This window comes from Sphingomonas cellulosilytica (assembly GCF_052321755.1).
Taxonomy (GTDB): Bacteria; Pseudomonadota; Alphaproteobacteria; order Sphingomonadales; family Sphingomonadaceae; genus Sphingomonas.
Genome location: NZ_JBQRTT010000006.1, coordinates 93,742 through 111,545 on the forward strand (window position 1 = coordinate 93,742; position 17,804 = coordinate 111,545).

The 17,804-nt window shown below is 70.0% G+C and carries 17 protein-coding genes; 11 read left to right on the forward strand and 6 right to left on the reverse strand.

Annotation, left to right across the window (positions count from 1 at the left end; all coding sequences use genetic code 11):
• Position 1 precedes the first annotated feature (1 nt).
• From ACTZQ5_RS11130 to ACTZQ5_RS11145, 4 genes are all read left to right on the forward strand, one after another.
• Positions 2 to 1,336, forward strand: a complete 1,335-nt coding sequence (locus ACTZQ5_RS11130; protein ID WP_443585258.1) for a lipopolysaccharide biosynthesis protein — start codon at positions 2 to 4, stop codon at positions 1,334 to 1,336.
• A gap of 131 nt (positions 1,337 to 1,467) precedes the next feature.
• Positions 1,468 to 2,529 (forward strand): diacylglycerol/lipid kinase family protein, encoded by a 1,062-nt coding sequence (locus ACTZQ5_RS11135; protein ID WP_443585259.1) that lies wholly within the window; start codon positions 1,468 to 1,470, stop codon positions 2,527 to 2,529.
• On the forward strand, positions 2,526 to 3,440 hold the full coding sequence (locus ACTZQ5_RS11140) for a hypothetical protein (protein WP_443585260.1): 915 nt from the start codon (positions 2,526 to 2,528) through the stop codon (positions 3,438 to 3,440). The genes ACTZQ5_RS11135 and ACTZQ5_RS11140 overlap by 4 nt, the downstream gene beginning before the upstream one ends.
• On the forward strand, positions 3,437 to 4,180 hold the full coding sequence (locus ACTZQ5_RS11145) for a nucleotidyltransferase family protein (protein WP_443585261.1): 744 nt from the start codon (positions 3,437 to 3,439) through the stop codon (positions 4,178 to 4,180). Before ACTZQ5_RS11140 ends, ACTZQ5_RS11145 begins: the two co-directional genes overlap by 4 nt.
• Positions 4,181 to 4,329: 149 nt before the next feature.
• Here ACTZQ5_RS11145 and ACTZQ5_RS11150 read toward each other — a convergent pair whose 3' ends face one another.
• Positions 4,330 to 5,001, reverse strand: a complete 672-nt coding sequence (locus tag ACTZQ5_RS11150; protein WP_443585262.1) for an HAD family hydrolase — start codon at positions 4,999 to 5,001, stop codon at positions 4,330 to 4,332.
• A 94-nt stretch (positions 5,002 to 5,095) separates the two neighbouring features.
• Here ACTZQ5_RS11150 and ACTZQ5_RS11155 point away from each other — a divergent pair, with 94 nt between their 5' ends.
• On the forward strand, positions 5,096 to 5,878 hold the full coding sequence (locus tag ACTZQ5_RS11155; RefSeq protein ID WP_443585263.1) for a hypothetical protein: 783 nt from the start codon (positions 5,096 to 5,098) through the stop codon (positions 5,876 to 5,878).
• A 3-nt stretch (positions 5,879 to 5,881) separates the two neighbouring features.
• Here the strand turns inward: ACTZQ5_RS11155 and ACTZQ5_RS11160 are convergent, their stop codons facing one another.
• Entirely contained in the window at positions 5,882 to 6,772 is an 891-nt protein-coding gene (locus ACTZQ5_RS11160; RefSeq protein ID WP_443585264.1) for a prephenate dehydratase, read from the reverse strand.
• 125 nt (positions 6,773 to 6,897) lie between these two features.
• Between ACTZQ5_RS11160 and ACTZQ5_RS11165 the strand changes: the two genes are divergently transcribed.
• A complete protein-coding gene (locus ACTZQ5_RS11165; RefSeq protein ID WP_443585265.1) occupies positions 6,898 to 7,602 on the forward strand; it encodes a c-type cytochrome in 705 nt (234 codons plus the stop codon).
• Between the two features lie 169 nt (positions 7,603 to 7,771).
• Here the strand turns inward: ACTZQ5_RS11165 and ACTZQ5_RS11170 are convergent, their stop codons facing one another.
• The 3 genes from ACTZQ5_RS11170 to ACTZQ5_RS11180 are packed head-to-tail and all read right to left on the reverse strand — an operon-like array spanning position 7,772 to position 10,009.
• Positions 7,772 to 8,647, reverse strand: a complete 876-nt coding sequence (locus tag ACTZQ5_RS11170; protein WP_443585266.1) for an LOG family protein — start codon at positions 8,645 to 8,647, stop codon at positions 7,772 to 7,774.
• Positions 8,648 to 8,694: 47 nt separating this feature from the next.
• On the reverse strand, positions 8,695 to 9,354 hold the full coding sequence (locus tag ACTZQ5_RS11175) for an extensin family protein (RefSeq protein WP_443585267.1): 660 nt from the start codon (positions 9,352 to 9,354) through the stop codon (positions 8,695 to 8,697).
• Entirely contained in the window at positions 9,338 to 10,009 is a 672-nt protein-coding gene (locus ACTZQ5_RS11180; protein WP_443585268.1) for a DUF4328 domain-containing protein, read from the reverse strand. Before ACTZQ5_RS11180 ends, ACTZQ5_RS11175 begins: the two co-directional genes overlap by 17 nt.
• A 151-nt stretch (positions 10,010 to 10,160) precedes the next feature.
• Here ACTZQ5_RS11180 and ACTZQ5_RS11185 point away from each other — a divergent pair, with 151 nt between their 5' ends.
• The 5 genes from ACTZQ5_RS11185 (at position 10,161) to ACTZQ5_RS11205 (ending at position 17,238) form a co-directional block, all read left to right on the forward strand.
• The gene (locus ACTZQ5_RS11185) at positions 10,161 to 11,318 is read left to right on the forward strand and encodes a phosphoserine transaminase (RefSeq protein ID WP_443585269.1); all 1,158 of its coding nucleotides are present in this window, start codon (positions 10,161 to 10,163) and stop codon (positions 11,316 to 11,318) included.
• 147 nt (positions 11,319 to 11,465) lie between these two features.
• A complete protein-coding gene (gene serA / locus ACTZQ5_RS11190) occupies positions 11,466 to 13,043 on the forward strand; it encodes a phosphoglycerate dehydrogenase (protein WP_443585270.1) in 1,578 nt (525 codons plus the stop codon).
• 120 nt (positions 13,044 to 13,163) lie between these two features.
• Positions 13,164 to 14,240: an MlaA family lipoprotein gene (locus ACTZQ5_RS11195; RefSeq protein ID WP_443585341.1), complete on the forward strand. Its 1,077-nt coding sequence runs from the start codon at positions 13,164 to 13,166 to the stop codon at positions 14,238 to 14,240.
• A gap of 152 nt (positions 14,241 to 14,392) precedes the next feature.
• Positions 14,393 to 15,499, forward strand: coding sequence for an ATP phosphoribosyltransferase regulatory subunit (locus ACTZQ5_RS11200; protein WP_443585271.1), 1,107 nt, complete (start codon positions 14,393 to 14,395; stop codon positions 15,497 to 15,499).
• Between the two features lie 449 nt (positions 15,500 to 15,948).
• Positions 15,949 to 17,238 carry an adenylosuccinate synthase gene (locus ACTZQ5_RS11205; protein ID WP_443585272.1) on the forward strand — a complete coding sequence of 430 codons (1,290 nt, stop codon included), beginning with the start codon at positions 15,949 to 15,951 and terminating at the stop codon, positions 17,236 to 17,238.
• A gap of 67 nt (positions 17,239 to 17,305) precedes the next feature.
• On the opposite strand, the gene ACTZQ5_RS11210 is transcribed toward ACTZQ5_RS11205, so the two are convergent.
• On the reverse strand, positions 17,306 to 17,770 hold the full coding sequence (locus ACTZQ5_RS11210; protein WP_443585273.1) for a hypothetical protein: 465 nt from the start codon (positions 17,768 to 17,770) through the stop codon (positions 17,306 to 17,308).
• Positions 17,771 to 17,804 lie beyond the last annotated feature (34 nt).

Consider the following 17,804-nt stretch of genomic DNA (forward strand, 5'->3'; position numbering starts at 1 on the left):
CATGAGCGGCGGGGCGCAGGGCGGGGACGTGCCCAAGACCGGCGCCATCCGGGCGATCGCGCGCAATCTGGGCTGGATGCTGGCGAGCCGCGGCGTGCTGGCGGTGCTGAGCCTCGTCTACCTCGCCATCGTCACCCGCACGCTGGGCGTTGAGGGCTTCGGCCGCTTCGCGCTCATCACCGGGGCGAGCCAGGCGCTGGCGACGGTGGTCGGTTTCCAGACGTGGCAGATCATCGTCCGCTACGGCACCGGCCATGTCGAGCCCGGCGGCGAGGCGCGGCTCGCCCGCCTGTTCAAGGCGTGCGGACTGCTCGACCTCGCCAGCGCGATCCTGGGCGTCGTGCTGGCGGCGGTCATCATCCGCACCTGGGGCGAGGCGCTGGGCGTGCGGCCGGTCCATGCCCGCGCGACGATGATCTTCACCGTGGCGCAACTGCTGTCGATCCGCTCGACGCCGCTCGGCATCCTGCGGCTGCGCGACCGCTTCTCCTTCGCCGCCGCGGCCGACAGCGTGACGCCGGTGGTGCGGCTGATCGGCGCGGTGACGGCGGCGGTGGTGCTGCCGAGCGTCACCGGATTCCTGATCGCCTGGGGCCTGGCCGAGGTGCTGACCGCGGCGGCCTATTGGGGGGCGCTGGCGCGGACCGGCGACCTGCGGCTGCTGTTCGCGCGCGGCACGGGCGTGCGCGACGTGGTGCGCGACCATCCCGGCATCGTGCGCTTCTCGCTCGCCACCAACGCAAGCTCGTCGCTCGGCCTGTCCGCCAAGCAGATCCCGCTGCTGCTGGTCGGCGGCACCGTCGGCACCGCCTCCGCCGGCGCGTTCCGGCTCGCGCTGCAACTGGCGCAGGCGCTGACCAAGGTGTCGCAACTGCTCGCCCGCGCCGCCTTTCCCGAGATCGTGCGGGCGGTGGCGGCGGGCGGCCTTGCCCGCGTGCGGCAGATGATCCTGCGGTCGTTCCTGATGGCGACGGTGGTCGCCGCCTTCGCCTTCCTGATCGTGGTGCTGTTCGGCCATCCGGTGCTGACGCTGATGGGCGGCAAGGCGTTCGGCCGCGCCTATCCGATCCTGCTGTGGCTGGCGGCGGCGGGGTGCATCGACCTCGTCACCGTCGGGTTCGAGCCGCTGCTGCTCGCCGCCAACCGGATCGGCGCGACCTTCGTCGCGCGGGTGATCGGCATCGTCGCGCTGTTCGGCATCAGTTTCTGGCTCAGCCCGTCGCTGGAGGTGATCGGCGTGTCGATCGCGGTGCTGGTCAATGCGCTGGTGGTCGCGCTGCTGCTGGGAATCGCCACCTGGTCGCTGTTGCAGGCGAAACCATCCGTCCCGGCCTGAGTTCTGTTGTAAATCAGCTGGATCGGGCGAAATCGTTGCAATCTGGATCAGGAGTCTTGTTAGGGCCGTAATCCTGCCCAAATTCCCCTTTGTGACGGTTTCATGAAGACCGCGTGACGGAGGCGACAGGGTTGGCGACGCGCATCGATAAACGGCTGCTGGCCGGTGCGGCTGGAACGGGTGCGGCAGGCCGCGCGCTGTTCCGCGGTGCCGAGGCGTTTCGCGCGCCGGCGAGCCGTGCCCTGCCGCCGGTGGCCAAGCCGCCGCCGGCAGCGTCCGCACCGCTGCTGGTCGGGGTGATCGCCAACGGCCGCAGCCACCGCAACCTGCGCCACGGCATGCGCCTCGATCACTGGCCGGACGTCGCCTATGCCGCGCCCGACACGTTCGAGGCGCTGGAGGACACGCTGCGCGACTATGCGGCGCGGGGCATCGACCTGCTGGTGGTGAACGGCGGCGACGGCACGCTGCGCGACGTGATGACGGCGGCGTCGCGGGTGTTCGACACTTTGCCGGCGATGGCGATCATCCCGTCGGGCAAGACCAACGCGCTGGCACTGGACCTGGGCATCCCCGAAGACTGGGCGGTGCGCGATGCGATCGCGGCGGCGCGCGCCGGGCGATTCGTGCGGCGCGAACCGGTCGAGATCCTGCGCGGCGAAGCGACGCGGCCCGATGCGCGCGGCTTCCTGCTCGGCATGGGCGGATTCGTGCGGGCGACCGAGCTGGCGCAGAGCACACACCGCGCGGGCGCGTTCAACGGCATCGCCGTGGCGCTGTCGCTCGGCTGGAGCATCGCGCAGACGCTGTTCGGCGGCGCCGATAACGCCTGGCGGCGCGGCACCACGATCCGGGTGGCGGCGGACGGCGCACCGGCGACGGCACGGCCGCTCTACCTGCTGCTCGCCTCCACGCTGGAGCGGATGCCGCTGGGCCTGAAGCCGTTCGGCCGCCAGCGCGCCGGCCTCAAGATGCTGACCGTGGATGCGCCGCCGCGCCACCTGTTCCGCATGCTGAAGCCGATCCTGACCGGAACGGAAGGCAGCCCGGCGGTCGCCGCGGGCTTCGCACGGTCCGATCCGCGCACGCTGCGGGTGCAGGCGGACGAGGGGTTCATCCTCGACGGCGAACATTATCCCGGTGGCGACCTGACCATCCGGGCGGGAGCGCCGATCCGGTTCGCGGTGCCGTGACCGCGACGTTGCTGTCGTTCGTCGCCGACGAACTGGAAACGCCGGTCGCCCCCGATATCGCCGCCGTCGCGCGCGAGGTGGTGCGGCGGCTGGGTGGCAGCGCGGTGCTGTTCTACGGATCGGTGCTGCGCACCGGCGACCTCGACGGCGTGCTGGATTTCTACGTGCTCACCCCCCCTCCCAAGGGCTGGGGACTGCGCGCCTGGGCGACGCGGACGCTGTGGCCGGACGTCAGCTTCCACGAGGTGACGCTGGGCGCGCAGGTGATCCGCGCCAAGGTGGCGACGATGCCGCTCGACACCTTTTGCCGCGCCGCCGAGGGGCGGACGGTGGATACGACGATCTGGACGCGCTTCGCACAACCCGCCGCGCTGGTCTGGGCGGCCGATCCGCTGATCCGCATGCGGGTGGTGCGCAGCGTCGCCTATGCCGCGGCGACCGCATCGCGCTTCGCCGCGGTGCTCGGCCCCCAGCACGGCAGCGCGGCCGATTACTGGCTGGCGCTGTTCCGGCAGACCTATTCGGCCGAACTGCGCGTCGAGGCGCCGGGGCGCGAACGGCAGATCATCGCCTTCGCGCCCGACCGGTTCGCGCAACTGCTGCCGCTCGCCTGGCAGGGGGCGGGAATCGGACATGCACGGCGCGGCGAGGATTATGTGCCGCAGGTGGAGGAGGCCGACCGGCGGGCGACGCTCGCCGCCTGGTGGCTGCGCCAGCGCAGCGGCAAATGGCTCAACCTCGCCCGGCTGGTGAAGGCGGCCTTCACCTTCGACGGCGCCGCCCGCTACGGCCTGTGGAAGCTGCAGCGGCACACCGGCGTCGCACTGCCGCTGACGCCGTGGCGCGAGCGGCATCCGGTGCTCGCCGCGCCTGGCGTGATGTGGCGGGTGTGGCATAACCGCCAGCCATGACGTTCGACGTGCTGGTGCTGGCGGGATCGCGCGGCGGGACGGACCCGGTCGCGGCCTATGCCGGCGTCGATGATAAGGCGCTGATCCGGCTGGGCGAGGCGACGATGCTGGCGCGCGTCGTCGACGCCTTGCGCGCGGCCGGCGCGGGCCGGATCGCGGTATCGGCGAACAGCCCGGGCGTGCGGGCCGAGGCGCTGCGGATCGGTGCGGAGCCGATCGATGCCGCCGCCGGGCCGAGCCTCAGCACGCTCGCCGGCCTGTCGGCGCTCGGCACGCCGTTGCTGGTCACCACCGCGGATCATGCGCTGTTGCGGCCCGAATGGGTGCGCGATTTCCTGGCCGACACGCCCGCCGACGCCGATGTCGCGGCGCTGCTCGCCCGCCGCGACGTGATCGCGCGCGATGCGCCACCGACGCGGCGGACCTATCTGCGCTTCGCCGATGGCGACTGGTCCGGGTGCAACCTGTTCCTGCTGCGCAACCCGGCAGCCGAGGGGGCGGTGCGCCTGTGGATGGCCGTGGAGCGCGACCGCAAGCGGCCGTGGCGGATCGTGCGCCGGCTGGGGGCGGGAACGCTGCTGCGCTACCTGTGCGGGCGGCTGACGCTGGCCGACGCGCTTGCCCGGCTCGGTGCGGCGGCGGGGGTGAAGGCGGCGGCGGTGGCGGCGCGCCATGGCCTGGCGGCGGTGGATGTCGACAAGCCCGCCGACCTCGACCTGGTGCGCGGCCTGATCGTTTAGCGTTCGTCTGGACATGCGCCGTCGGCGCATGTCGCGGTGCCGGCCCGCTCCCCCGCCCGACCTCCCATCAAGGATACTCTGTGGGAGGTCGGGCGGGGGAGCGGGCCGGCACCGTCTCGAAACGCGCTCTTCCGCGCGTTTCGTTAATCCTAATCCCAATCCACCTGACGCCAGCCGCGCGCGGTGGCGACGCTGGCGAGGGCGGCATGCGGGTTCACCGCGACGCCTTCGTCGGCCCAGGCGAGCACGGGCACGTCGGACACATGGTCGGAATAGACGCGGACGTGCGCGGCGTCGCGGGCGATCCCCTGCTCGGCGAGCCAGGCCTCGATCATCGCGAGCTTGGCGGGGCCGTAGCAATTGCCGCCGTCGATCCGCGGCAGCAGGCGGCCGCGCGCATCCGTGGCGGTGCGGGTGGCGATCAGGGCGTCAGCGCCCAGTTCCGTGGCGATGGCGCGGGCGTAGAAGGCATAGGCGGCGGTGGCGATGACGATCCGATAGCCGGCAGCCCTGTCGGCGGCGATCTGCGCGCGGGCGCCGCGGCGGATCTGGCCCGGGCCGACGCGCGCCAGCCAGCCCGCCGCGATCCGTTCGGCGCGGTCGGGCGTCAGCGTGCCGAGCGCGGCGCGGTGCATGACCTGCTTCAGCGTGTCGCGGTGGACGAGGCCGATGCCGCGCAACCCCGCCACGCCGAGCACGACGGGCAGCAGCGCGAGCCGCCACGGCGCATGCGCGATCACCGCGTGCAGCAGGAACGGCGTCCAGGTGCCGGCGCGGGTGATCGTGCGGTCGAGATCGTAGAAGGCGATTCTGTGCTGCATCGCGCGCCGCCTTGGGGGGCGAAGATGGCGCTGGGATGACGCGATCGTGAAGCAGTTGCGGCCCGCCGCGGCGCGCGCTAGGCGCGCAAGTTCCATGCGGTCCTATCAGCCATCGTCGGACCGCCGCCGCGCGACCTCGCTCGCGCTCACCATCCTTGCGCACCTCATCATCGTCTTCCTGCTGCTGCGCCTGGCGCCGCCGCTGGATGCGCCCAAGGAGCCGGGCCGGTCGCTGACCGTCAACATGCTGCCGGTCGGCGACAACCAGTCCACCGCCACCAAGAGCCAGAAGGCGCCGGCCCGTGCCGCCAACGCCAGCCGCCGCCCCGCACCCGAGCCGCCCGCCGCGCCCAAGCCGCCGACGGAGGAGACGCCGGTGACGCCGCCGGTCGATACGCCCTTTCCCGGTTACCTGATGCTCAGCCGCAAGGATTATGCCGCGACGGACGTCGGCAAGATCCCGTCGGACCGGTCGGGCGGCAGCGCCGGCAAGCAGCTTGCCGCGGCGAACGGGCAGGGTGACGGCAACGACGGCGAGACAACGGCCGCGGCCGGCACCGGGCCGGGCGGTCAGCGCCTCTATGCCGCCGAATGGTATATCGAGCCGGTGCCGTCGCAGATCGACCCCTATATGCCGCATCATGACGTGCCGGCGGGCTCCTGGGCGGAGATCGCCTGCCGCACCGCGCCGAACTATCGGGTGGAGGATTGCGTGCAGCTGGGCGATTCGCGGCCCGGCCTGGGCCTCGCCCGCGCGATCCGCGAGGCGGCGTGGCAGTTCAAGATCCGCCCGCCCCGCGTCAACGGCAAGCCGCAGATCGGCGCATGGGTGCGCATCCACTACGACATCGTCGGCAGGAAAGGCGGCGGGGGCTGAGCCTCAGCCCCGTTCGCGCGCGCGCCGGTAGGTGCCGAGCACGCGGACCCATTTGGAATGGAAGCCGAGTTCCTCCAGCGCGCGGTCGACGGCGGGGTCGCCGGGCTTGCCCTGGATATCGGCGTAGAATTCGGTGGCGGCGAAGCTGCCGCCGCGCTGATAGCTTTCGAGCTTGGTCATGTTGACGCCGTTGGTGGCGAATCCGCCCATCGCCTTGTAGAGCGCGGCGGGCACGTTCTTCACCTCGAAGATCAGCGTCGTCATCCAGGGGCCGTCGCCGACCGGCGGCTTGCCGCCGCGCGCCAGCACCACGAAGCGGGTGGTGTTGTGCTCGGCATCGGCGATGTCGACGCCCAGCAGGTCGAGGCCGTAGATCGCCGCCGCGCCGGGCGGGGCGAGCGCCGCCACGGCGGGGTCGCCGCGTTCGGCGACATAGGCGGCGGCGCCGGCGGTGTCGGGATAGGACACCTGGCGGATGCCGTGCGCCTTCAGCCAGTGGCGGCATTGGCCCAGCGCCTGCGGGTGGCTCATCGCCTCCGTCACCCCATCGCGCGGGCCGGTGCCCATCAGCGCGTGGCGGATCGACAGGAAATGTTCGCCGGTGATGACCAGCCCGGATTCGGGCAGCAGGAAATGGATGTCGGCGACGCGGCCGTGCAGCGAATTCTCGATCGGGATGACGGCGCAGTCGGCGCGTCCGTCGCGCACCGCATCGATCGCATCCTCGAACGCGAAACAGGGGAGCGGCAGGCCGTCCGGGAACGCCTCCAGCGCCGCGACATGGCTGTTCGCGCCCGGTGCGCCCTGAAAGGCGACGGCGCGATCCGGCGCGGCGGCGGCGGCGGCGGTCATCGCGGCGACGATCGGGCGGGCGGGGGCGGCGTAGGTTTCCATGGCCGCGGGGGCGTAAAGCGCTGCGGCTGCGTCATCAAGCGCGCGCTTGCGAAGGCAGGCGCCGTTTCCTATGGGTTTGCCGCGCGAGCAGCAGATGCAACGAAAACAGGGGCAGCGTTAGGCAGATGGACAACCGCACCAATACGATCGCCGGGTGGACGCTGGCAGCCTGCGGGCTCGCGCTCGGTCTGTCGATCGTCGGCGGCCAGATCTTCCACAGCGAGCGGCCCGAAAAGATGGGCTATGCGATCGAGGGCGTCGAGGAAGCCGGTGGCGGCGGCGAGGCCGCGGCCGTGCCGATCGCGACGCTGCTGCCGACCGCGGACGTCGCCAAGGGCGCCGAGGTCTTCAAGAAGTGCGCCGCCTGCCACACGATCAACCAGGGCGGGGCGAACGGCATCGGCCCGAACCTGTACGGCACGCTGGGCGAGCCGATCGGCCAGGGCAAGGGCGGCTTCGCCTTCTCCGACGCGCTGAAGGGCGTCGGCGGCAACTGGGACTTCGAGAAGATGAACGCGTGGCTGACCAGCCCGCGCAAGTTCGCGCCGGGCACCAAGATGACCTTCGCCGGCCTCGGCAACCCGCAGGATCGCGCCAACGTCATCGCCTATCTGAACAGCCAGGGTTCCAACCTGCCGCTGCCCGCCGCGCCTGCCGCAGGCGCCGCGCCGGCCAAGGAAGGTGCGGAGAAGCCGGCGACCAACGCCGCCAAGGATTCGATCACCAACACCGATGCCGCCAACAACCTCGGCAACACCGGCACGCCGGCATCGGGCGCGCCCTCGGTCGATCCGAACGCCGCGATCGAAGGCGCCAAGGCGGGGAAGTGACCGCCAATTCCTCTCCCTCCGGGAGAGGAAGAGCCGTCGCAGACGGCGACAGGTGAGGGCTCGGTGCGCGACGGCTTGTGGCGCTCCTCGTGCCGTCCCGCGCCCGCCCTCACCCTTCCGGCGCTGACGCGCCTCCCTCCCTCTCCCGAGGGGAGAGGGAGTTGGGGGGTTACCCCTCCTTCTTCGCCTGTTCCTCGTAGAAGGCGCGCACCACGTCCCAGGCCTCTTCGGCGGTCTCGACATAGGTGAAGATGCCGAGATCGCGCTGGCTGACCACGCCTTCGTCGACCAGGGCCTGGAAGTTCACCACCTTTTCCCAGAATTCGCGGCCGAACAGCAGCACCGGGATCGGCTTGATCTTGCCGGTCTGGATCAGCGTCAGCAGCTCGAACAGCTCGTCGAACGTGCCGAACCCGCCCGGGAAGGCGGCGAGGGCGCGGGCGCGCAAGAGGAAGTGCATCTTGCGCAGCGCGAAATAGTGGAACTGGAAGCTCAGCGACGGCGTGACATAGGGATTGGGCGCCTGTTCGTGCGGCAGCACGATGTTGAGGCCGATCGATTCGGCGCCGACGTCGGTCGCGCCGCGGTTGGCGGCTTCCATGATCGACGGGCCGCCGCCGGAGCAGACGACGAACTGGCGCATGCCGTTCTGGTCGCGCGGCACGCGGCTGGCGATCTGCGCCAGCTCGCGCGCGACCTCGTAATAGCGGCTCTTGTCGACGAGGCGCTGCGCGATGGCGCGCGACGTATCGTCGGTGGCGAGCTCCAGCATCGCCTGCGCCTTGGCGGGTTCCGGAATGCGCGCCGAACCGTACATCACGAAGGTGGAGGCGATCTTCGCCTCCTCCAGCAGCAGCTCGGGCTTGAGCAATTCGAGCTGGAAGCGGATCGGGCGCAGATCCTCGCGCAGCAGGAAGTCCATGTCCTGGAAGGCGAGCTGGTAGGCGGGGTGCTCGGTCTGCGGCGTGGAGATCGCCTGTTGGGCGCTGGCGGCATCCTGGCGGGCGCGGGGAAAGACCCGCTCTGGTACGCGTGTGTCAGTCATCCGAGGGCGTTAGAGCAAAGCCGGGCCTGCCTCAACGGGCGAAATCGTCAGCGGCAGAAGCGGGCGCCGTCGTCCTCCAGATGCAGGTGGTTGCGGTGCGCGGCATTGTACGCCGGCGACAGCACCGTGCCGAAGCGGCGGCAGGCCGAATCGTGGATCGTCGTCCAGAAGCGTTGCACGGCCGGATCGGGCGAGGACCAGTCGCCGAGCACGCTCAATCGGCGCCCGTCCTTCAGCGTCACGCCGCCGATGTCGACCGCATTGGCGATGGCATGGCCCGACCGGCGGCTGGCATTGCGCACCGAACCGACGACGTTGCGACACGCGTAGCTGCCCATGCTCTGCACGCTGGCGAGTTCGCTGCCGAGGATCTGATACGCCGCCGGCGCCACCGCATTGCGGATCCAGCCGGAAAACGCCCGCGCCTCGCCGCAGCGCACCGCGCCGAGGCCGGTCACCGGCACGCCGATCTCGACCAGCTGCACGGTGCCCGACAGGCCGCAGCCGTTGCCGTAATCCGTGTCGGGCAGCACGCGATAGGCGACGTTCATCGTGCGCAGGTCGGCAAGGCATTGCGCCGTCTCGCGCACCGACACCGTGGCGATCGATTCGCGCTGCTGCGGCACGGGCCGCTCGGTGCGGCCGCAGGCGGCGAGCGTCAGCGCGACAAGCAGCGCTGCGGTGCGGCGATCATGACGCATACTCATGATCGTGATCTATCGTGCGTTCCCGCTCGATCAAAACCTCGCGCTGCATCGCCGACAATCTTGCGATGACCCGGACGAGAACGAGGGCGAGCGGAACGTCGATCAGGATTTCTGCGGCGCTCCACCAGCGCGCGATGATGAGTTGGTCGGGCGTGACGGCATGAAGAAGAAGGTAGGACGGCAGATAGCCCGCGAAATTCATCGCCAGCCACAAGCCCCACCACCAGCGCAGGATTGCAGGCACCGGAACGCTCTCGATGTCCGCGGGCATCAGGGTGGCGCGCCATGTCGCGCTGACGCCCTTGAACGGCACGAACAGGCAGGCGACGGGAACGAAGAACCAGCCGACGGCCCACCCGGGCGTCACCTCCACCTGATCGCTCCAGGTCTGCGCATTGCGATTCGTCAGCGATATCCAGCGCAGCACCGCGATCCCTGTCACCACGAGCGCGACGAGACTGCCGAACGAGGTCCACTTCGTATAGATATCAGCAAGTTGGAGCTGTTGCTGTGCCGCGATGTCACCGCCGAAACCGCCGAGTACGGCAATGGTGAACAGCGACGCCAGGTGTTCCAGACATGTGACCGCAAGCCATAGCCAGACAAGGACAATCGCGACTTTGCCACGGCCGGTCGGGTCCTGCGCTTGGTCCATCGATTCGCCCTCTCGTTCTTGTGGCGGACACTGCCGTGCCTTGCGGACACTGTCGAGAGAAGTGCCTTGCCAGCGCCGGTCCGTGCCTCTAGGGCCGTCGGCGGGCCACGCCGTCCCAACGCGGCGCGCGCTCTCTGTGAGGAGAGATACATTGACGGATACCGCCACCGCACCCGCCGTTACGGGTGCGCACAAGCCGACGACGAAGCCGGCACGCCCCTTCTTCAGCTCCGGGCCCTGCGCCAAGCCTCCGGGCTGGGATGCGGCGAAGCTCGCCACCGATTCGCTGGGGCGTTCGCACCGGTCGAAGATCGGCAAGGCGCGGCTGCAACATTGCATCGACCTGATGCGCGAGCTGCTGAACCTGCCAGAGACGCACCGCATCGGCATCGTGCCGGGCTCGGACACCGGCGCGTTCGAAATGGCGATGTGGACGATGCTGGGCGCACGGCCGGTGACCACGCTCGCCTGGGAAAGCTTCGGCGAGGGCTGGGTGACAGATGCGGTCAAGCAGCTGAAGATCGATCCCACCGTGATCCGCGCCGATTACGGGCAGCTGCCCGACCTTACCCAGGTCGACTGGTCGAACGACGTGCTGTTCACCTGGAACGGCACCACCAGCGGCGTGCGCGTGCCGGATGCCGCGTGGATTCCTGCCGATCGGCAAGGCCTGAGCTTCGCCGATGCGACGTCGGGCGTGTTCGCCTATGACATCGACTGGGCAAAGATCGACGTCGCGACGTTCAGCTGGCAGAAAGTGCTGGGCGGCGAGGGCGGCCATGGCGTCATCATCCTCGGCCCGCGCGCGGTCGAGCGGCTGGAGAGCTACACTCCGGCCTGGCCGCTGCCCAAGGTGTTCCGCCTCGTGTCCAAGGGCAAGCTGACCGAGGGTATCTTCAAGGGCGAGACGATCAACACGCCGTCGATGCTGGCGGTGGAGGATGCGATCGCGAGCCTCGAGTGGGCGCAGTCGCTGGGTGCCGGCGGGCTGATCGCGCGGTCGGATGCCAATGCGGCGGCGCTCGACCGGATCGTCGCCGACCGCGACTGGCTCGGTCACCTTGCCGAGGATCGGGCATCGCGGTCGAAGACCAGCGTCTGCCTGACCGTCGCCGGCGCCGACGAGGGCTTCATCAAGGCGATGGCCTCCGCGCTGGAAAAGGAAGGCGCGGCGTTCGACGTCGCCGGCTATCGCGATGCGCCGCCGGGCCTCAGGATCTGGTGCGGCGCGACCGTCGACACCGCCGATATCGAGGCGCTCGGGCCTTGGCTCGACTGGGCCTACGCGACCGCGAAGAGCGGCGCTTAACACCTCTGCCACCCCGTCATCCCGGCGAAAGCCGGGATCCATGGACAGCGATCGGCCGCCAATGGAGCGGGCCGTATCCATGGACCCCGGCGTGCGCCGGGGTGACGGATGGGGCCGATTTCTCACTCGTTTGGAAGGACCCAACCCATGCCCAAAGTCCTCATCTCCGACAAAATGGACCCCAAGGCCGCGCAGATCTTTCGTGAGCGCGGGGTCGAGGTGGACGAGATCACCGGCAAGACGCCGGACGAATTGAAGGCAATCATCGGTCAGTATGACGGCCTCGCCATCCGCAGCTCGACCAAGGTGACCAAGGACATCCTGGAGCACGCGACCAACCTGAAGGTCGTCGGCCGCGCCGGCATCGGCGTCGACAATGTCGATATCCCCGCCGCGTCGGCGAAGGGCGTGGTGGTGATGAACACGCCGTTCGGCAATTCGATCACCACCGCCGAACATGCCATCGCGCTGATGTTCGCGCTCGCCCGCCAGCTGCCCGATGCGGATGCTTCGACGCAGGCCGGCAAGTGGGAGAAGAACCGGTTCATGGGGGTCGAGCTGACCGCCAAGACGCTGGGCCTGATCGGCGCGGGCAACATCGGATCGATCGTCGCCGACCGTGCGCGCGGGCTCAAGATGAAGGTCGTCGCCTTCGATCCGTTCCTGACGCCCGAACGCGCGGTGGAGATGGGCGTCGAGAAGGTGACGCTGGACGAATTGCTGGCGCGCGCCGACTTCATCACGCTGCACACGCCGCTGACCGACCAGACGCGCAACATCCTGTCGGCCGAGGCGTTGGCGAGGACGAAGAAGGGCGTGCGCATCATCAACTGCGCGCGGGGCGGCCTGATCGACGAGGCGGCACTGAAGGAGGGGCTCGACAGCGGCCATATCGGCGGCGCGGCGCTGGACGTGTTCGTCGAGGAGCCGGCCAAGGCCTCGCCGCTGTTCGGCACGCCCAATTTCGTGTCCACGCCGCATCTCGGCGCGTCGACGACCGAGGCGCAGGTCAACGTCGCGATCCAGGTCGCCGAGCAGATGGCCGATTTCCTGGTGTCGGGCGGCGTCACCAACGCGCTCAACATGCCGAGCCTCAGCGCCGAGGAAGCGCCGAAGCTGAAGCCGTACATGGCGCTCGCCGAAAAGCTGGGGTCGCTGGTCGGCCAGCTGACCACCGGCGCGATCACGCGCATCTCGGTGCATACCGAGGGCGCGGCGGCGGAATTGAACGCCAAGCCGATCGTCAGCGCGGTGCTGGCGGGCTTCCTGCGCAACCAGACCGATACGGTCAACATGGTCAACGCGCCGCTGCTCGCCCGCGACCGCGGCATGGAGGTGCGCGAGGTGCGCACCGAGCGCGAAGGCGACTACCACACGCTGCTGCGCGTGTCGGTGAAGACCGCCGACGGCGAACGTTCGGTGGCGGGCACGCTGTTCGGCGACCAGGCGCCGCGGCTCGTCGAACTGTTCGGCATCAAGGTGGAGGCCGACCTTGCCGGCCCGATGCTCTACGTCGTCAACGAGGACGCGCCGGGCTTCATCGGCCGGCTCGGCACCGCGCTGGGCGAGGCGGGGGTCAACATCGGCACCTTCCACCTCGGCCGCCGTCAGGCGGGCGGCGAGGCGGTGCTGCTGCTGTCGGTCGACGAACCGGTGGATGCGGACCTGCTTGGCAAGGTGAAGGCTTTGCCGGGGGTGAAGACGGCGATGGGGCTGTCGTTCTGATCGTCTGAACCAAAGGGGGGCGACCGGCCCCCCCGCTCTTTCGTTGCACGTGCGTTGCGGTTATGCAGGCGACACCGGCGGGGGCTGGCGTGAAACGGGGGGGGGCGAGTGGGCGTGTCGATGCTTGCGATCATGCTGTCGTTGGGACAGCCATCGTCCGTCGCCCCGCCGCCGGTGTTTCCCCTCGACCAGAGTGCGACGCCGGCTTCGTCCGACTCACCGCAGTCGGCCGATGCTGCGAGCGGGCCACCGGCCGTGCAGCCGCCGCTCGCACCGATGCCGGCACCACCCGCGACGCCGGATCCCGTGGTGCCGCCGCCCGCACTGCCTGCACTGCCTCAGGCCGATGCGGGGACGCAGGCCGACATCCTCGTCACCGCGCGTGCCGACTGGGAAGCGCCCGACCCGTTCGCCGACATCAACGGCAAATCGTTCGAGGTGACGCAGGCGGTGGATCGCGCGCTGATCGGTCCGCTGTCTTCGGCCTACAGCAAGTCGCTGCCGAAGCCGGTCCGCGACGGGATCCACAACGTCCTCTACAATCTGCGCGAGCCGGTCGTCTTCCTCAACTTCCTGCTCCAGCACAAGATCGGCAAGGCGCTGGAAACCGCCGGCCGTTTCGTGGTCAATACCACCGTCGGCGTGATCGGCCTGTTCGACATCGCCCGCCGCAAGCCGTTCAAGCTGCCGCGACGCAGTAACGGCTTCGCCAATACGCTGGGCTTCTACGGCGTGCCCAACGGCACCTTCCTCTACCTGCCGCTGGTCGGCCCGACGACGATCCGCGACCTGTTCGGCGGAGCGGTCGACCGGCTGATCCTGCCGATCACGCTGGGGCAGGGGGTGACCGATCCCCGCTTCGCGGTGCCCGCCGGGGTGCTCGGCGCGCTCGATCATCGAGCCGAATTCGACCAGACGTACAAGGCGATCGATGCGGCGCCCGGCGACCCTTATGCCAATGCGCGCGATTTCTACCTGCAACGGCGGCAGGCGGAGATCGACGGGCTGCACGGCCGGCGCAAGGCGGGGATGGGATCCGGCATCGGCGGCATGACCGAGGCGCCGAGCGCGCCGATCCGCCTGAAGCAGCGCGGCGGCGCCCCGACGGTGGAACTGCCCGTGCGCGCACCGGAACGCTCGCCCGCGCCAGCACCCGCGGCGGATGCGCCGCCACGTGCCCCGGTACCGGCGCACTAGGGCTGATCGCTATTCAGGATGAGGGATCCTCTTCATCCTCCCCCCTGGCGGGGGAGGATTGGATGTCGGTTGGTTCTGGAGCGACGTCGGGTTCGCGCGACCGTGCATCGCGGCTATGGCGCTCCGCGGATGGTGACGCTATCCGCCGCCGTATGACCACGTCCGGCCTGCTTCCCGAAGGATTCCACGACCGCCTGCCGCCTTTCGCCGACGCCGCCGCGGCGGTCGAGGGGCGGGTGCTGGAGGCGGCGCACGGCCACGGCTACGAACGGGTCGATCCGCCGCTTGCCGAATTCGCCGACGGGCTTGCCGAGCGGCTGAAGGCAGGCGCCTTGCGCGATGCGGTGCGCTTCGTCGATCCGGTCAGCCAGACGACGATGGCGATCCGGCCGGACCTGACCGCGCAGGTCGCGCGGATCGCGGCGACGCGGATGGGGCACCACCCGCGTCCCGTGCGCCTGTCCTATGCCGGTTCGGTGCTGCAGTTGCGCGCTTCGCCGCTGCAGCCGGGACGCGAGCGGCGGCAGGTGGGGGCGGAACTGATCGGCCTCGATTCGATCGCCGCGGCGCAGGAGGTGGTCGGCGTGGCGGTAGCGGGCCTCGCCGCGGCCGGCGTCGCGGGGGTATCGATCGACTTCACGCTGCCCGACCTCGTCGGCGTCCTCGCTACAGGACCGCTGCCGGTGCCGGCCGATCGCATCGCGCGGCTGCGCGAGCGGCTGGATGCCAAGGATGCCGGCGGCGTCGCCGAGATCGCGCCGGCCTATCTGCCGTTGATCGCCGCGGCGGGGCCGTTCGCGGACGCGATCGAGCGGCTGCGCGTCTTTGACACCAGCGGCGCGCTCGCGTCGCGGCTGGACGGCCTCACCCGGATCGCGGGCGAGATCGGTGATGGAGTGACGCTGACGCTTGACCCTACCGAGCGGCACGGGTTCGAATATCAGACGTGGCTCGGCTTCTCGTTGTTCGCGCGCGGCGTCGCGCGCGAGGTGGGGCGCGGCGGCACCTATACGATCGTTCATGGCGACGGGCGCGAAGAGGCGGCGACCGGATTTTCGCTGTTCGCCGACCTGATCGCCGCCAATGCGGTCGCGGGCACGCGCCGCCGCCTGTTCCTGCCCTTCGGCACGCCGCCGCAGGCCGGCGCGGCCATGCGCGCAGCAGGCTGGGTCACCGTCGCGGCGCTGGAGCCGCACGATACGCCGGAGGCGCAACTGGCGACGCACCTGTTCGTCGAGGGCGAGGCGCGGGCGCTGTAGCCGCCACTTTCGTGTGACATCGATCCGAAATGGACGCTAAGCCTTAGGTGGCGGCGATCCTGCCGCCATTCCGATGGGAGGCAGCCATGTCGTTTGGTGACGTGTGCCTGTTTCTTGCGGCGTTGTTCGGCTTCGGCACCCTTCTCCTGAAGGTGGTCGAAGTGTCGCGTCACAAGTAGGTGCAACGGGCGGGGAGGCGCGCGGCAACGCGTCTCCCCAAACGAAAGAACCCCCGCCACGGCAATGGCGGGGGTTCGTCCAATGGCAGTGCCATGTCGTTTGGTAGGCATGGTATAGTGCATCCGGTCCGTTTTGGCAATCCACCGCCAAGCGGTTGACCCGCAGCCCGCACCCCGGTACCCGCGCCCTCGCATTTCAGGACCATCGCTCGCGCCGAGTCCTGTCGAAGGGCGCGAGGGATCAACGCCGGCAGGCGGAGACCTGTATCCATGGCCAACGTAGCAGTCATCGGCGCGCAATGGGGCGACGAAGGCAAGGGCAAGATCGTCGACTGGCTCGCCGAGCGCGCCGACATGGTGGTGCGCTTCCAGGGCGGGCATAACGCCGGCCACACGCTCGTCGTCGGCGACAACGTCTACAAGCTGTCGCTGCTGCCGTCGGGCATCGTCCGCGGCACGCCATCGGTGATCGGCAATGGCGTGGTGCTCGACCCCTGGGCGCTCAAGGCGGAGATCGAGCGGCTGGCGGGGCAGGGCGTGGCGGCGTCGCCCGAGACGCTGCGCATCGCCGACACCTGCGCGCTGATCCTGCCGCTGCACCGCGACCTCGACGGCCTGCGCGAGGATGCGAGCGGCGCGGGCAAGATCGGCACGACGCGCCGCGGCATCGGCCCGGCATATGAAGACAAGGTCGGCCGCCGCGCGATCCGCGTCTGCGATCTTGCCCATCTCGACGACCTCGGGCCGCAGCTCGACCGGCTGCTGGCGCATCACGACGCGTTGCGGGCGGGCTTCGGCGCGCCGGCGATCGATCGCGAGGGGCTGCTGGCGGAGCTGCGCGAGATCGCCGGCTTCGTGCTGCCGTTCGCCAAGCCGGTGTGGCGCGACCTCAATGCGGCGAAGGGACGCGGCAAGCGCATCCTGTTCGAAGGCGCGCAGGGCGTGCTGCTCGACGTCGATCACGGCACCTATCCGTTCGTCACCTCGTCCAACACCATCGCCGGCACCGCGGCGGGCGGATCGGGGCTGGGGCCGGCGGCGGTCGGCTTCGTGCTGGGCATCGCCAAGGCCTATACGACGCGCGTCGGATCGGGGCCGTTCCCGACGGAACTCGATGACGAGACGGGCGAGCGGCTGGGGCAGCGGGGCCATGAGTTCGGCACCGTCACGGGCCGCAAGCGGCGCTGCGGTTGGATCGACACGGTGCTGCTGCGCCAGTCGGCGGCGGTCGGCGGGATCACCGGCATCGCGCTGACCAAGATCGACGTGCTCGACGGCTTCGACCAGGTGAAGATCTGCACCGGCTACCGTTTGCGCGGCGAGGAGCTCGACTATTTCCCGGCACATGCCGCCGATCAGGCCGCCGTCGAGCCGATCTACGAGGTGATGGAAGGCTGGCAGCAGTCGACCGCGGGCGCGCGCAGCTGGGCCGACCTGCCGGCGCAGGCGATCAAATACATCCGCCGGGTCGAGGAGCTGATCCGGTGCCCGGTAGCGCTGGTATCGACCAGCCCGGAGCGCGAGGACACGATCCTGGTCCGCGATCCCTTCGCCGACTGATCTACGCCGGGCACGAAAAAGCCGGGCGGCATCGCCACCCGGCTCTTCGTGTCCTTCGACGAGGCGCTTATTGCGGGGTGGTCGTGCCGCCGGTGGTCGTACCGCCGGTGGTGCCGCCCATGCTGCCCGTCGTCGACGTGCCGCCCATCGTGCCCGTAGTACCACCCATCGTGCCGGTGGTCGTGCCCGTGCCGGTGCCGGTGGTGCCACCCATCGTGTCGGGCGTACCCGTCGTCGTGCCGGTGGTGCCGTCCATCGTGCCGGTGGTGCTGCCCGTGGTGCCTCCCATGGTGCCCGTGGTCGAGCTACCCGTGGTCGAGCTGCCGCGGCGGCCGCGCTTGGTCGCCTTGCCGGACGTCGTCGTGCTGCCCGACGTGGTCGTCTGGTCGGTCGGCGAGGTGGTGGTCTGACCGCCCATCGTTCCCATGGTGCTACCCGTGGTGGAACCCGACGTGCCGCCGGTGGTCGTCTGTGCAAACGCTGCGGCCGGGATCAGCATGGCCGCTGCCATGATCGGAATGACCTTACGCATTGTTCTCTCCTGCAGAAATTGCTTGACCCCAACG